The sequence below is a fragment of the Chryseobacterium metallicongregator genome, from assembly GCF_031324065.1.
Lineage (GTDB): Bacteria > Bacteroidota > Bacteroidia > Flavobacteriales > Weeksellaceae > Chryseobacterium > Chryseobacterium metallicongregator.
Map to the genome: position 1 here is coordinate 186,348 of NZ_JAVIXS010000004.1, position 16,017 is coordinate 202,364.

Below are 16,017 nucleotides of genomic sequence, written 5' to 3' on the forward strand. Positions count from 1 at the left end.
TTTGAAAATGAGAGCCTCTGTTGATGTGATTACTATAACTTCCATCTTCCAGCTCCCATCTTCTAACCTTTAACATCTATAAAAATAAAAATGGATTTACTTACATTTAAACTTATACTTGTACTAGCACTTTTCCTGCTATCGCTTACGATTGCAGCCTACTCTACATGGGCAGAAAGAAAAGTAGCCTCTATCATGCAGGATAGAATTGGTCCTAACAGAGCAGGACCTTTCGGATTGCTGCAGCCTCTTGCTGACGGTGGAAAATTCTTCTTTAAAGAAGACTTTACACCTGCCAATGCAGAAAGATTCCTTTTCGTATTAGGGCCAGCTTTGGTAATGTTTATTTCATTGATTACAGGAGCTGTGATTCCTTGGGGTAAAAGTTTAAATATTGCAGGTACTTCTTTTGATCTTCAGGTTGCTAACATTGATGTTGGTGTACTTTTCATCATCGGAATGGCTTCCATCGGGGTTTACGGAATTATGATCGGAGGTTGGGCTTCGAACAACAAATACTCATTATTAGGTGCTATCCGTGCTTCTTCTCAGATGATTTCTTATGAATTGGCGATGGGATTAGCACTTCTTTCTATCATTATGATGTCAGGAAGTTTGGATTTAAAAGAAATTACTGAAAGTCAGACTACCGGAAAATTATGGGGAGTTATTCCTTGGGTTTCAGGATTAAACTGGAACATTTTCTACCAGCCGATTGCATTCCTTGTTTTCTTTGTAGCTGCTTTGGCAGAAACCAACAGACACCCGTTTGATTTACCTGAATGTGAATCTGAATTGGTAACAGGGTACTCTACAGAATACTCTTCCATGAAGTTAGGATTATATATGTTCGGAGAATATGTGAACATGTTTATTTCCAATGCTTTTATGGTCGTTCTTTTCTTTGGAGGTTATAACTATCCTGGTATTGAATGGGTAACTCAGAACTGGGGTGAGAACACTGCAGGTATCTTAAGTATCGTAGCATTCCTTACAAAAACAGTAATCGGAATTCTTATTTTTATGTGGATCAGATGGACACTTCCAAGATTCAGATATGACCAGTTAATGCACTTAGGATGGAAAACATTAATCCCAATGGCATTGGTAAACCTATTAATTACAGGAGCTGTAATTTTAGCATTTGCAAACTAAGAAAATTTGAAAATGAGCTGATTTGAAAATTTGATAATGAAATCAAAGTTTTATCTTTAGCATATCATATTCAATCATCAATATTAAATAATTAAGATAACAGACAAGATTAGTCTAAAATCTAATGTCTAACATCTAATATCTATAATTAAATGAAACTTACAAACAGATCAAAAGTTGTTTCCAATAAAGAAATGACCCTTGCTGAAAAAATCTACCTTCCTGCCATCTTTACAGGGATGGGGATTACATTTAAGCATGCTGTAAGAACCGTGATAAAGGGTGCTCCCGCAGTATATTCGTATCCGGAAGTACAGAAACCAAGAACCACCATCTGGAGAGGTCAGCACGTTTTGAAAAGAGACGAAGAAGGCAGAGAAAGATGTACAGCTTGTGGACTTTGTGCGGTAGCTTGTCCTGCAGAAGCCATTACGATGACTGCTGCTGAAAGAACTAAAGAGGAAAGAGGTCTTTACAGAGAAGAGAAATACGCTTCAGTATATGAAATCAATATGCTAAGATGTATTTTTTGTGGTATGTGTGAAGAAGCTTGCCCTAAATCTGCCATCTATCTTACTGACAGATTGGTAGACGTAGAAACCAACAGAGGTTCTTTCATTTACGGAAAAGATAAATTAGTTGAAAAAATAAATGAAAGGATTGATATCACGACAAGACAATCCGAGAAACAAAAAAATGCGGTAAAATAATGGATCAGTTTTTATTTTTCTTGGTGGCGTTTTTAGCAGTGGCAAGTGCTGTTTACTTTGTATTTGCAAGAAATCCTCTTTATGCTATTTTGTCATTAATTGTTACGATGTTTTCAATTGCAGGAATGTACATTCTTCTCAATGCACAGTTCCTGGCAATTATCCAGATTATAGTGTACGCAGGTGCTATCATGGTACTTTTCCTTTACATCTTAATGATGCTTAACCTTAATAAGCAAGACGAAAGTAAAAAGAACAATACTTTAAAATTTGTTGGAGTTTTTACGGCAGGTCTTCTTTTGGTAGGTGTATTAGGAGTTTTCAGAGGAGTACAAGACAAACACATTGTTGTTGAAAATGTAGACAGAGGTATTGGTCTTACGAAAAATCTGGGTAGACTTTTGTTTAATGAATATGTTTTACCGTTTGAGCTTGCTTCCATCCTAATTCTGGCAGGTATTGTAGGCGCGGTATTAATCGGTAAAAAAGATTTATAAAATTATGGGAGAAGTAAATACATTTATACAAAGCATCCCTTTGGACTACTTCATCATTCTTTCATCAGTATTGTTCTGTTTGGGAGTAATGGGAGTATTGCTTAGAAAAAATGCTATTGTGATTCTGGGCTGTGTAGAGCTTATGCTGAATTCTGTAAACCTTTTATTGGCAGCTTTTTCAGCATATAAAGGCAATGGCGACGGGCAGCTTTTAGTTTTCTTCATTATGGTGGTAGCTGCTGCTGAAGTAGCAGTAGGTCTGGCAATTATTGCTATGCTATATAGAAACACCCGTTCTGTAGATGTGAGTATATTTAATAAATTAAGAGGATAAGAATGGAGAATCTAGTATATGCAATAGTACTTTTACCACTTTTAGGGTTTCTTATTAACGGGCTATTCGGAAAAAATCTTCCAAAAATATTGGTAGGATCTTTGGCTACTTTGATGGTTTTTGGATCTTTCTGTATTGCGGTAAGTATTTTCATGAATTTCAATTCTGAAAGCCAGCCTGTTATTGTAAAAGCTTTTGAATGGTTTAGAGTAAATGGAGTTCAAATCAATTTTGGATTCCAGATTGATCAGCTTTCTTTAATGATGGTAATGATCATTACGGGTATCGGTTCACTGATCCACTTATACTCTATCGGATATATGAGTCATGATAAAGGGTTCTACAAGTTCTTTACTTATCTGAATCTTTTCATCTTCTCCATGTTACTTTTGGTAATGGGAAGCAACTACCTGATCCTGTTCATCGGATGGGAAGGTGTAGGTCTTTGTTCTTACCTGTTGATTGGATTCTGGTACACTAACGAAGAATACGGTAAAGCAGCAAGAAAAGCTTTCATCATGAACAGAATTGGTGACCTTGCGTTATTGATCGGTATTTTCATGATTGCTTCACAGACCAATGCTGTAGATTATCTTTCTGTAGCAGAAAACGCTTCAAAATTTGAATTAGACGGAACAGTGATTATCTTTATCACAGCGAGTTTATTCATCGGTGCTACCGGTAAATCTGCTCAGGTTCCATTATATACATGGTTACCGGATGCGATGGCCGGACCTACTCCTGTATCAGCGTTGATCCACGCGGCAACGATGGTAACAGCTGGTATTTACTTAGTAGTAAGATCTAACTTCTTATTTACTTTGGCACCTACTGTACAGGGAGGAATTTTATTCATCGGATTCTTAACAGCTGCTTTGGCAGGATTCTATGCGCTACGTCAGAACGACATCAAAAAAGTATTGGCATATTCTACAGTTTCACAACTTGGATTTATGTTCATTGCTTTAGGTCTTGGAGCGTATACAACAGCAATGTTCCACGTAATGACGCACGCATTCTTTAAAGCATTGTTATTCTTAGGTGCTGGTTCTGTAATCCACGCAATGAGCAACGAACAGGATATGCGTTTCATGGGAGGTCTTAAAAAATATATTCCTCTTACGCACGCTACATTCCTGATCGGAACATTAGCTATCTCAGGTTTCCCTTTATTATCAGGGATGATCTCTAAAGACGAAATTTTAGTAGCAGCTTTCGCTAAAAACCCTATTTACTGGGTAATCTTATTTGTTTTAGCGGCAATGACTGCAACTTATATGTTCAGACTATACTACCTGACATTCCACGGAGAATTCAGAGGTACTGAAGAACAAAAACACCACTTACATGAAAGCCCGTCAAATATGACATTACCATTGATCATATTGGCTATTCTTTCTGTAATTGGAGGTTTCATCAACCTGCCGCACTTCATCGGTCACGGGCACTATGCTAAACTGATGGAATGGTTAAAGCCGGTACTTACGGAACAAAGCTACAGCCAGATGGAAGCTACTCTTTCAGGAGTACCTTTCAATACTGAAATGATATTATTAGCAGCAACAATCCTGATGTTCGTCACTGTATGGTTCATCGTTAGAAACACTTACGTAAGTAAGAAAAAGATGGCTGTTGCAGAGGAAAACTATACCGGATGGGAAAAGCTTTCTGCTAAGAAATTATACGTTGACGAACTTTACAACGCATTGATTGTAAAAACTGTTGAAGGATTAGGACGCGGAGGAAAAATGTTTGATAAGGGTATCTTAGACCGTTTTGTAAACTTTGTAGGTGATGGTGCTGAAGACAGCGGAAAAGCTATGAAGCGTGTACAGAACGGAAATGTAGAGACATATATCCTTATCATGTCTTTAGCTGTGGGAATTATATTAATTGTTAACTTTTTATTACAATAATAATGTCTTGTTTATTATTAACATTATTACTATTACCTCTAGTAGGTTCGGGATTAGTTTTTGCCTGGAAGAATAATTCCAGCAAATATTTGGCGCTTGGAATTGCATTGGTACAAATGCTCCTTACGTTTTACGTACTTTCGGATTTTGATTTTACTCCGACAGTAGACAGCGTATTGCAGCATGAGATCAATTATCCATGGTCACAATTTATGAAGAGCTCTCTTCACTTCGGTATCGATGGAATGAGCATGCTTCTTTTATTATTGACCAACATTCTGGCTCCAATCATTATTTTGTCATCTTTCAACGAAAGTGTAAACTACAGAAATACATTCTACGGATTGATTCTGTTAATGCAGTTCGGACTTGTAGGAGTGTTTACTTCTTTAGACGGATTGTTATTCTACATTTTCTGGGAAGTAACTTTGATTCCAATTTGGTTCATTGCCGGACTTTGGGGACAAGAGAATAAAAGGTTTGAATTCACTACGAAATTCTTCGTATATACATTCGTTGGATCGTTATTTATGTTAGCCGGATTGATCTATGTGTACAACCACTCAGCATCATTCGCTTTAACAGATTTATACAATGCACAACTGAATGAAGTACAGCAGACTGTGGTATTCTGGTTTATCTTCTTTGCATTTGCAGTGAAATTACCGGTATTCCCTTTCCATACATGGCAGCCTGATACCTATACCTACTCTCCTACTCAGGGATCGATGTTGTTATCAGGGATCATGCTTAAGATGGCAGTATATGGGGTAATGCGTTACTTACTTCCAATCACTCCGCTTCCGATAGCCGGGATTTCAGGACAGATCGTAATTATTCTTGCTATTGTAGGAATTGTTCACGGTGCGTTGATCGCTATCATCCAAACGGATATGAAGAGAATCATTGCGTATTCATCTTTCTCTCACGTAGGATTGATGGTAGCAGGGATCTTTGCTTCTGCAGTAGTTACTTTGAGAGGGACTTTCAATGTGGAAGGAGCTGAAGGAGCATTGGTACAGACATTTGCCCACGGTATCAACGTAGTAGGTTTATTCTACTGTTGTGATATTTTATACAAGAGATTTAAATCAAGAGACATCAGACAAATGGGTGGTTTAGCTAAAGTAGCTCCTAAGTTTGCTGTATTGTTCTTGATCATTATATTAGGTTCAATGGGAGTTCCATTAACGAATGGATTCATCGGGGAATTTATTTTGTTGAAATCAGTATATGATTTTAACGGAACAGCAGCAGTAATTGCTGGTCTTACGGTAATTCTTTGTGCGGTGTATTTATTGAGATTCTACGGAAAAGCAATGTTTGGAGAAGGAGATGAAGCCGTTTTAAGTACAGCAAAAGATTTATCAGGGGTAGAATTTTCTGTATTGGCAAGTTTAGCGGTTTTTGTGATTTTACTAGGTATTTTCCCACAACCGGTAATCGACATGGTGAGTAGTTCGGTGAAGTTTATCTACCAATCAATGGTAAGTTAATTTGATATTTTAAGAAATGAGTGTTTTAATTATTGTTTTCCTAACGGCAGTTATTGCGTTATTTTCAGGAGTTTTTGAACAAGGAAAATTCGCAAGATACATTGGGATTTTGGGATTAATCATCGCATTGTACGTAAGTTTTATGCCGGAATGTTCGTTTTTCGATCATTACAAGCATATGTATGAGTACAGTGACAATACTGCATTATTCACTAAAATATCAATCGTAACAACTTTATTGTTATTCTTTCTGGGAGGTTTTGCTTTCAGCAATCACAGAAGCCACCAGTCAGAATTATATGCATTGATGCTATTTGCATTATGTGGAGGGATCATCCTTTTCGGATACCAGAACCTGGTGACGATGTTCTTAGGAGTTGAGATTCTTTCTATTCCATTATATGTAATGGCTGGAGCTAATAAAACAGATCTTAGATCTAACGAAGCTTCTATTAAATATTTCCTTATGGGTGCATTCGCAACAGGTTTCTTACTGTTCGGTATTGCGTTCATCTACGGAAGTGCAGGAAGTTTTGATCTTTACAAGATCCACGATTTTGGGGTTGCTAATTCAGGGAATGTAATGTTCATCTTAGGAGTATTACTGATTCTTTGTGCATTGGCATTTAAGGTAGCTTTGGCACCTTTCCACATGTGGAGTCCTGATGTATATGCAGGTTCTCCTTCATTAATCACAGCTTTCATGGCGAGTGTGGTAAAGATCTCCGGATTCTTTGCTCTGTTCAGATTAATGACGCTTGGTTTTGCTGGGGTAACTCATGAGTGGATCAATGTTTTAGGAGTATTCTTAATCATTACTTTACTTTTGGCAAACGTTATGGGTCTTGCTCAGACGAATGCAAAAAGAATGTTGGCATACTCTTCAGTATCTCACGCAGGATATATCGGATTGGTATTCTTCGGAATGACAAGCCTTTCTACTTATAACCTTGCCTTCTATTTGTTTGCTTATTCTTTATCTACAGTAGGAGTTTTCATGTGTCTGATCTGGGTAGAGAAATTAAAGAGAGAAACTTCTTTCGGAGCCTTCAAAGGATTGGCAAAAACTGAACCTTTACTGGCAACAGCAGCTACGATCTCTATGCTTTCCATGGCAGGAGTTCCGTTAACAGCTGGTTTCATGGGGAAATTTGCTTTATTCTCCCAGGCTATGAACGGTGCGGCTTTCTTAGTATTGGTAGCAGTCTTAGGTTCTGCCTTATCTATTGCTTACTATTTAAGACTGATCATTGCGATGTTCTTCTTTAAAGAATCAACATTCAAATCATCAGAGAAAGTAACCCTTACTTACAACATCATTGGAGTAGTTGTTATTGTCCTGATCGTTATCCTTGGGATATTCCCGGATATGTTTGCAAGAATGTTCGGATTGTAAAATCAGAACTCTACAATATAAAAAGCACAACTTCTCAGTTGTGCTTTTTTATTATCTTATTTAAATAATTAATATCTTACTCAAAAAAGTTACAATTTTTGTTTATCAGTAAATCTATAATCTGTCTGTATAAAAAACAGTAAGAAATTATAAAATACCTTGCAGAGTTTCCCAAAGCACCTGCAAATTATGTACAATAAAAATAAAAATTCCACACTATCAATATTCTGCTTTTTTCATAACTTTACTTTAAATTTTTCAGCTCTTGGCTAATCTCTATAAAAAAGACTCTCCCTTTCAGGTTTATATATCATTCAAAAAATATTTGGATGTTCTGGAACATATCCGGTATAATGACAGATTGGAATACAGGGTGAACTATGCTGAGTCTTTACTAGAGAGCACCAGAAATTTTAAAGACCTTAGAGAAGGATTTCAGGACACGACCCTTCTTGAAAAACATGAAGACCTCATCAGATTGCTTCTTGCCGATCTTTTTCCAACAGGCCTCACCAGAAACGAAATAAAAGCAGCAAGTATTCCGCTTTCCAATATTACCTTCAACTATACCGAAAGGTTTAAAGATATTCTGAAAGATGCGGGAAAAGATTTCGAAATAGAGCTAAGGAATATTTCAGATAATGAATTTTATGTATTCTGTTGCTGTCTGATTCTTCAGAGCTACTTCAAAAAAGATATTAAAAGTACCATCCCGTTTTATTATGATATCCCCAATAAGCAGGGAATCATGAAACATTATAAAATTACGGTCAATTCAGATTTTACGGAAATTACTCCCACAGAAGATGCCAAAATTCCGTCCGACGATGTTTTAGATATGTTGCTGGAAAACCTGGATGACTTTAAAATGTGGAAAAAATATTTCCCGTCTCAATCCTGGATATTGAAAGGATTTACTATCATTTCACTGGTAGACTGTACCTCTGAAGTAGCCCTTTCCGATCTGAAATCAAGCATGATTGAAATTGATCCGGAAAATATGAATCCCAATGAAAATCTGACGGAAATTTTTAAATCCTATTTTGATGTTTCAGAGCTTAGTTTCGGCCTGATGACTTTTAACAAAAAGGAACAAAAACTGGATAAGCTCCCAATTTATGAGAGTCTTCTCACCAATCATATCCTGGATTTCTGGATCAATGCATTTGATGAAGATACCCGAAAGAGTACTTTTAATAATTTAAATCATAATTCAAAACCAGTTGTTGTTTCCAATGTCAACAATCTCGATGAAAATGTCAAAGAGCTTCCTTCCTTCAGTATATTAAAGGATAATAATGTCAACAGCTTCATGGTAATCCCAATCATGAAAGATGGTGAGCTCCTTGCTATCATGGAATTCACCTCTCCTATTGCCGGAAGTTTCAATGGTTTAAAACTTAAAAAACTGGAGTTTTTCACCGATATGGTTCTTTTCTCTCTGAACAGATTCTACTTTGAAAAAAACTATCAGATAGAAGCCATTATCCAGCGTGAATATACAACCATCCACGACAGTGTGGTGTGGAAGTTCAGAAATGAAGCAGAAAAATATTTTACAGCATCGCTCGGAAAAAAAATATATACTTTAAAGCAGATTGCCTTTAAAAATCTCACTCCTTTGTTTGGCGTTTCAGATATCCGCTCTTCTTCGGAAAAGCGTTTTAACCTGATGCTGCAGGATCTTAACCAACAAATTGAATGGCTGAATGAAGTTTTGGTACTCACCAATTCCGATTCAGAAAAATTTGTACTGGCACTTGATGTTTTTGAGAATGAAATCAACAACGAGATCAAAGCTGATACGGAACAGCGTTTCCAGAGATTATTAAGGGAAGAAATTCATCCTTTTTTACAAGGAAAACTGGAAGTTAGAACTTCGAGAGAAATAAAAACGAAAATCAAAGACTATTTTTCACACATCTTTACTTCTACGGATCTGTTTTATCACCACAGGAAAAACCTTGATGATTCTATCACCCTGGTCAACCGAAAACTGGCAGATATGCTGGATGAAAGCCAGGTAAAAGCACAGGAAATTTTCCCACATTACTATGAAAGATTTAAGTCAGACGGTGTGGAACACAATCTGTACAGTGGTTCTACCATAGCTCCTGAACTACACTATACTTCGAAAGTAGTTCACAAACTGAGATACTGGCAGCTGAAAACCATCTGTAAAATGGAACTTGAATTTCAGTCGTTCAAAAAGTATCTTCCGGTACCGCTTGATATTGCTTCACTGATCTTTGTGTATAATGAAAAAATAGACATCCGTTTCAGAATGGATGAAAAACGCTTTGATGTTGATGGAGCTTACAATTCTTATTACGAAATCATCAAAAAGCGTCTGGATAAAGCACACGTGAAAGATTCTTCAGAACGCATCACTGCACCCGGAAAAATCACCATCGTCTATTTCGGAATGGAAAATCAGAAGGAATATCTTGACTACATTTCTAAACTCCAGAAAAAAGGAGTTCTACAAAATGATATAGAATTTTTAAGAGTAGAAGATCTTCAGGGAATTACGGGATTGCTGGCATTAAGGGTTTCTTTTACCCTACCACAGGAATAGAAATTATTCTAATCCACAAAATAAGTATCTGGTTTCTTAAGCTCACCTTGAGGAATTCCTGCCTGTTCAAAAATAGAAAATTCAATAGTACGGCAGATGCTGTTCAGGGCAAGATCATTTTCTTCTTCACCAAAAGGTTCTCCAATTTCCTGAATAATAGCATCAAGAGCAATAAAGGTGTAGCTGATCAGCAAAACGATCAAAGGCATCATCCATCCCAAAGAATCTACCAGTCCGAAAGGAAGCCAGAAACAATATAGATAAACGGTGCGATGCAGCAAAACACTATAAGCAAAGGGTAATGGTGTATTGTAAATTCTCTCACACCCACCGGAAATATTAGAAAACTGGTTCAGCTGATGATCCATGGAAGTCATGACAATCGTATCTATATTTCCTTTTTTATGCTGTTCGTTAAGCCAGTCTGCAATAAATCCAAGAATAATATTGGGAATGAATTTTTTATTCTTCACCTGTTCCAATTGTTCGGGCGAAAGCAGTCTTTCAAGATGTTCTGTCCCTGTTTTATCTCTTAGCTGAAAGTTCAGTGACCAGGAGAATGCAGAGATCAGCTTAATGATTCTTGCTTTTTCCTCTTTAGCTTCAGGTGAAGAATCGTTTACTAAGGATAAAATCTGTCTCGTCAAAGACCTGGTTTCAATCACAAGTAATCCCCAAAGCTTACGTCCTTCCCAGAAACGGTCATAGCTCGCAGAATTACAGAAACCCATAAAAATAGCCAATGCCAATCCTATCAATGTAAAAATGGTAGGATTAAGATGCACTTTATAATCAAAGATTCTCCCTTTGAAAAAATAGATTGCCAGGGAAAACAGCGTGATGATGGAAAGCTGAACAACAATTTTTTTTAATACGGAACCTCTCCATATAAATAACATTTTCAGCCAATTCGTACGTTGTCTGACAATCATTTGTGTCTATATTTTTAATTAAAGACTAAGAAAAGCCACCCCGAAAGATAAAACGGAAATAATAATTCCAGCCATAAAGATCTTATAGGTAATGGATAAAAGCTTATATTTCCTGTTAAGAACTTTCCCAAGATAATACAGATCTTTCACCATAGAATCGTAGATATAATCCCTATCTTTAATAAGGTCTTTCATCGCATTATTATAATCGTCAAACAACATCTGCTGAAAGTTTCCGAAGAAAAGCAGGTTTACTTTTCTGTTGGCAATATCCTGAGAAGTGAATGTTGACTTTGTTACATTCGGTTTTGTGGATAAAATAGCAAATATGATTGTCAGTACGCTAGACAGCAATAATATGAAGCTTGGAAGAATCAGGTGAGAATTCTTAGGAGCATCCAGCTTTGGAACCAATACAGAAAGACAAACCGAAATAATAATGGCGTTTACTGATAAAAGAATATTGGCTTTACTGTCTGCAATATCACTTAATCTTGTATGATTATTCAGCGTTACTCTGAATAAAGTATCTACACTTCTGTCCGATTTTTCTTTTTCTTTTTTGCCTTCTGAAACCTCCTTTTTACTTTCCTTTTTCTCTTCTTCTTTTTCCAGCTTCTTTTCGATCTTTTTAATATTTTTCTTTTTCAGCGGTTCCCAGTTTTCTTTGGCGTAATCTGTATAAAAAGTATGCTTATTTTTCAGCATGTCCAGATTTCCGGCATTCCATTCTTCATTGGAAAAACATCTTACATTGGTAAGTTCCCATTCTTTTCTCAAAGCATCGGAAATATCACTGTAATCATGGCCGGCAAAATGGCTGAAATCGGCATCTTTTACAATTTTCTCCAGTAAATTCTGAGGTTCATATTGTATTTTCGTAGCCAGAATCAGTTTTTCAACATCTGCAATATAGGCTTCCGGATAGTTTTCCTGGTGTAAAAAGGCTTTCATCACCTCCACGCTCCTTTCCTCATGGTTCAGGGCACATTCTATATACCCAGTATCATGAAACCATAATGCAACGAGTACCTTCTCCTGATCCTCTTCAGAAACAGGTGTGTTTTTCATGATTTCCTCAGCCTTATTAACTGTATAGGCAGTATGGATAAAATTATGATAAAAATATACCGAAGATAACTTATCTTTGAATAAGATTTCAACATAATTTTTAGCTTTTTGTAAAATGCTCATCCCTGAAATTTTGTTAATGTAAATTTATGAATTTATCCTTTAAAACTCATCTAAAAAATACTTCTATTGTTCTTAGAACAGTAATGTCCGCAGGAGTCCTTTATTCCTGTGCTACCTATAACGTACAAAAGGGCAAAAACTTATTTGAAGTAAAAGATTCCGAAATAAAATCCGAAAATGATTTTAAACTTTTTCTGATTGGAGATGCAGGAAATGCAGATGAACCTCAGGCCCAAAAAACTCTGAATTTACTGAAAAGTAAGCTGGATTCTGCCAACAGTAACTCTATGCTGATCTTTCTGGGAGATAATATCTATCCCAATGGAATGCCCAAAGAAACAGATAAAGACTATGCCCAGGCAAAACAGAAACTGGAAAACCAGCTTGCCATTACCAAAAATTTCAAAGGAAAAACACTCGTAATTCCCGGAAATCATGACTGGTACAATGGAATTGAAGGATTGAATACCCAGGAAGGGCTGGTTAAAAAATATCTTGATGATAAAAAAGCTTTTCTTCCTAAAAACGGCTGCCCTATTGATGATATTAACGTTTCTAAAGATATCAAGCTTATCGCAATCGATACAGAATGGGTGATTGCCAATTGGGATAATTATCCGGGAATCAATAAAAACTGTAATATCAAAACCCGTGAAGATTTTTTTACAGAGTTTAAAGACCTTATCATTAAAAATCAGGGTAAAAGAATAATTGTTGCTTTACATCATCCTATCATCAGCAGTGGAACCCATGCAGGTTTTAATTCTGCAAAATCTCATCTCTTTCCATTAAAGAGTAAAGTTCCTGTTCCTGTGGTAGCAAGTGTAATCAATATTTTAAGAAGTTCTTCAGGAGCCAGTCCTGAAGATATCAATAACCAACATTATGCAGATCTGGCCAACAGGCTGAAAAGCATTGTTCAGGATAAAGAAAATATTATTTTCGTTTCCGGACATGATCATAACCTGCAATATCACGAAGATGGAAACCTGAGACAGATCGTCAGTGGCGCAGGTTCTAAAACAGATCCGGCAACCATTGTAGAAAAAACAGACTTTTCCTACGGAGGCAGCGGTTTTGCTGTTTTAAATTTCAGAAAAGATGAAAGTACAGATGTGGAGTATTTTTCTACCAAAGATGCCCAGCTTCAAAAACTGACTCATATTTCTGTGATTTCCAAACCTGATGTATTTGTCAATAATTTCCCTAATTCTTTTCCTGCAAAGTTCTCTTCAACCATTTACCCGGTGCAGCTTACCGAAAAAAGAAAGTTTTACCGGTGGCTTTGGGGAGATCATTACAGAAGATATTATGGAATTCCCATTGAAGCTCCCACAGCTAACCTTTCAGAATTGAACGGAGGGTATATTCCTTTTAGAGAAGGTGGAGGAAACCAATCTAACAGTTTGCGGCTGAAGTCTGCAGACGGGCAGGAGTTTGTAATGCGAGGGGTGAAAAAAAGTGCAATTCGTTTCTTAAACAATATGGCTTTTCAGAAAAGTACATTAGGAGAAGAGCTTGCAGATTCATATCCTGAAAAATTCCTGCTGGATTTTTATACCACCAATCATCCATTTACTCCGTTTACTATTGGAAATATGTCGGAAAAGCTCAATATTTTCCATAGTAATCCAAAACTATACTATATCCCCAAACAACAAGCTTTGGGAAGGTACAATGAGAATTACGGAGATGAAATGTATATGATTGAAGAACGTTTTTCTTCTGATCCCAAAACATTGGCTTCTCTTGATCATGCAAATGATATCGTTTCTACAGATGATGTATTAAAAAACCTCAACAAAAGCAGTAAATATTCTGTCGACAGAGAATCTTACATCAGAGCAAGATTATTTGATATGCTTATCGGTGATTGGGACAGACACTCAGACCAATGGAAATGGGCACAATATGAAGAAGGTGATAAAGTGATTTATAAACCCATTCCAAAAGACAGAGATCAGGCATTCAGTAAATATGACGGTGCAGCCTTCAGGATTATTATGAATGTTCCTGCCATCCGTCACATGAAAACCTTTACAGAAGATATCAGCAGTGTGAAATGGCTTGCGATGGAACCTTATCCTATGGATCTTGTATTTTTAAAAGGAGCTGATCAAAGTGAATGGGAAACTCAGGCAAAATACATACAGGAACACCTGACTGATGCAGATATTGATGATGCTTTCCATAATCTTCCGAAAGAAGTACAGGATGACACCATTGCCGAAATCCAGAGAAAACTGAAAATCAGAAAAACAAAACTTCAGAGCTACGCTGCACAGTATTATGATGTATTGCAGAAAAAAGTTCCTCTGGCTGGAACGGTAAATCCTGATAAGTTTGTGATCACCAAAAACGGACACTCCGTACTGGTACAGCAATATAAGTTGGGTAAAAATAAAGATCAGAATGAATTGGTTTTTGAAAAGACTTATCATGATTCAAAAACTAAAGAATTATGGATCTACGGACTGGAAGATGATGATACCTACGTAGTAACAGGTAGTGGAAATCCTAAAATGACCATCAGACTGATTGGAGGATATAACCACGATACCTATAACGTTGCGGATGGAAGAAAAGTGAAGATTTATGATTTTAAATCTCAGAAGAATACCTATAATGCAGGAAATGCAACCAAGAATATAACTGATGATTATGATATCAACAGTTATAATTATAAACACCCGAAATATAATTCGGTTGCCGGATATCCAAACCTGGATTACAACCCGGACGATGGAGTCATTGTGGGGGTTCTGGCCAATTATACTGTGAATAATTTCATTCGTGATCCTTTTACCCAAAGGCACAGCTTAAAAGCTAATTTTTATACTGCTACTGCAGGGTTTAGTCTTACGTACAAAGGTGTATTTAAAAAAGCGATCTCAGGTTGGGATATCAACCTTGATGCATTTTATACAACCCCAAGATTCTCTCAAAACTTCTTTGGGCTTTCCAATGAAAGTGAGTATGACAAGGAAGATACAGAAAGGGAATACAACAGAGCCAGAATTTCCAAGTTCAACTTTGCTCCTTCCATTTCTCAAAAGAGCTGGATGAACCTCAGCCACCAGTTTCAATTGACTTTTGAAGATAATAAAGTACAGAGAAAAGCTGACCGCTTCATCAACCAGTCACCGGATGTGAGACCAGGCGTATTCAACAGTCAGCAGTTTGTGGGAGCAAATTATACGTTCGGATATAAAAATGCAGATAATGCGGCCTTCCCTACTCTTGGATTGGAATTTATGTTGAATGCAGACTGGAAAGCAACGCTTTCTGATTTTAACAAGAATTTCGTAACCGTAAAAGGAAAGCTTGCCATTGACCACAGAATTGATAAAAAGGGAACATTTGTATTCGCCAATTCAAGTAATGTCATGTGGATTAATAATAATAATTTTGAATTCTATCAGGCTGCAGCTATTGGAGGCAATAATGGAATGAGAGCCTTCAGAAATGAAAGATTCTCAGGAAGATCATATTTTACCAATAACTCGGAAATCCGATGGGATTTTGGAAGGGTAAGAAATAATATTGTTCCGGCAAACATGGGAATTCTTATCGGATATGATATCGGCCGTGTATGGAACGACAATGAAAATTCCAGAAAATGGCATCAATCTGCCGGTGCAGGAGTATGGCTGAGTATTGTGGAAATGATGTCTGCAAGATTGAATTATTTCTATGGTTCAGACGGAGGAAGGATTTCTGCCGGAGTGGGTATGAAGTTCTAAGTTTTTCAAGACAAAAGAAATTTACTTTTTTAAAAACACTACAACACACTGATTAACAGTTGATTA

Annotated in this window: 11 protein-coding genes; 9 read left to right on the forward strand and 2 right to left on the reverse strand. The window is 36.7% G+C overall.

The features are described 5' to 3' along the window. Positions 1 to 90: 90 nt before the first annotated feature. From nuoH to REB14_RS07460, 8 genes are all read left to right on the forward strand, one after another. Positions 91 to 1,155 carry an NADH-quinone oxidoreductase subunit NuoH gene (gene nuoH, locus REB14_RS07425; RefSeq protein ID WP_079240449.1) on the forward strand — a complete coding sequence of 355 codons (1,065 nt, stop codon included), beginning with the start codon at positions 91 to 93 and terminating at the stop codon, positions 1,153 to 1,155. Positions 1,156 to 1,307: 152 nt separating this feature from the next. Beyond that, positions 1,308 to 1,865, forward strand: a complete 558-nt coding sequence (locus REB14_RS07430) for a NuoI/complex I 23 kDa subunit family protein (protein WP_034693420.1) — start codon at positions 1,308 to 1,310, stop codon at positions 1,863 to 1,865. After that, on the forward strand, positions 1,865 to 2,362 hold the full coding sequence (locus REB14_RS07435) for an NADH-quinone oxidoreductase subunit J family protein (protein ID WP_079240448.1): 498 nt from the start codon (positions 1,865 to 1,867) through the stop codon (positions 2,360 to 2,362). The genes REB14_RS07430 and REB14_RS07435 overlap by 1 nt, the downstream gene beginning before the upstream one ends. Before the next feature lie 4 nt (positions 2,363 to 2,366). After that, positions 2,367 to 2,696, forward strand: coding sequence for an NADH-quinone oxidoreductase subunit NuoK (gene nuoK, locus REB14_RS07440; protein ID WP_002983557.1), 330 nt, complete (start codon positions 2,367 to 2,369; stop codon positions 2,694 to 2,696). A gap of 2 nt (positions 2,697 to 2,698) precedes the next feature. After that, positions 2,699 to 4,612 (forward strand): NADH-quinone oxidoreductase subunit L, encoded by a 1,914-nt coding sequence (nuoL, locus tag REB14_RS07445; RefSeq protein ID WP_309521883.1) that lies wholly within the window; start codon positions 2,699 to 2,701, stop codon positions 4,610 to 4,612. 2 nt (positions 4,613 to 4,614) lie between these two features. Further along, entirely contained in the window at positions 4,615 to 6,108 is a 1,494-nt protein-coding gene (locus REB14_RS07450; protein ID WP_079240446.1) for a complex I subunit 4 family protein, read from the forward strand. 16 nt (positions 6,109 to 6,124) lie between these two features. Next, positions 6,125 to 7,504 (forward strand): NADH-quinone oxidoreductase subunit N, encoded by a 1,380-nt coding sequence (locus tag REB14_RS07455; protein ID WP_079240445.1) that lies wholly within the window; start codon positions 6,125 to 6,127, stop codon positions 7,502 to 7,504. A gap of 265 nt (positions 7,505 to 7,769) precedes the next feature. Then, positions 7,770 to 10,082 carry a GAF domain-containing protein gene (locus REB14_RS07460; RefSeq protein WP_309521884.1) on the forward strand — a complete coding sequence of 771 codons (2,313 nt, stop codon included), beginning with the start codon at positions 7,770 to 7,772 and terminating at the stop codon, positions 10,080 to 10,082. 8 nt (positions 10,083 to 10,090) lie between these two features. On the opposite strand, the gene REB14_RS07465 is transcribed toward REB14_RS07460, so the two are convergent. Together REB14_RS07465 and REB14_RS07470 are read right to left on the reverse strand one after the other, a co-directional pair. Next, complete coding sequence (locus REB14_RS07465) at positions 10,091 to 11,014, reverse strand: bestrophin family protein (RefSeq protein ID WP_309521885.1); 924 nt, start codon at positions 11,012 to 11,014, stop codon at positions 10,091 to 10,093. A gap of 18 nt (positions 11,015 to 11,032) precedes the next feature. After that, on the reverse strand, positions 11,033 to 12,208 hold the full coding sequence (locus tag REB14_RS07470; protein ID WP_079240437.1) for a Pycsar system effector family protein: 1,176 nt from the start codon (positions 12,206 to 12,208) through the stop codon (positions 11,033 to 11,035). 26 nt (positions 12,209 to 12,234) lie between these two features. Here REB14_RS07470 and REB14_RS07475 point away from each other — a divergent pair, with 26 nt between their 5' ends. Then, positions 12,235 to 15,951 (forward strand): metallophosphoesterase, encoded by a 3,717-nt coding sequence (locus REB14_RS07475; protein ID WP_309521886.1) that lies wholly within the window; start codon positions 12,235 to 12,237, stop codon positions 15,949 to 15,951. The last annotated feature ends 66 nt before the right edge of the window (positions 15,952 to 16,017 follow it).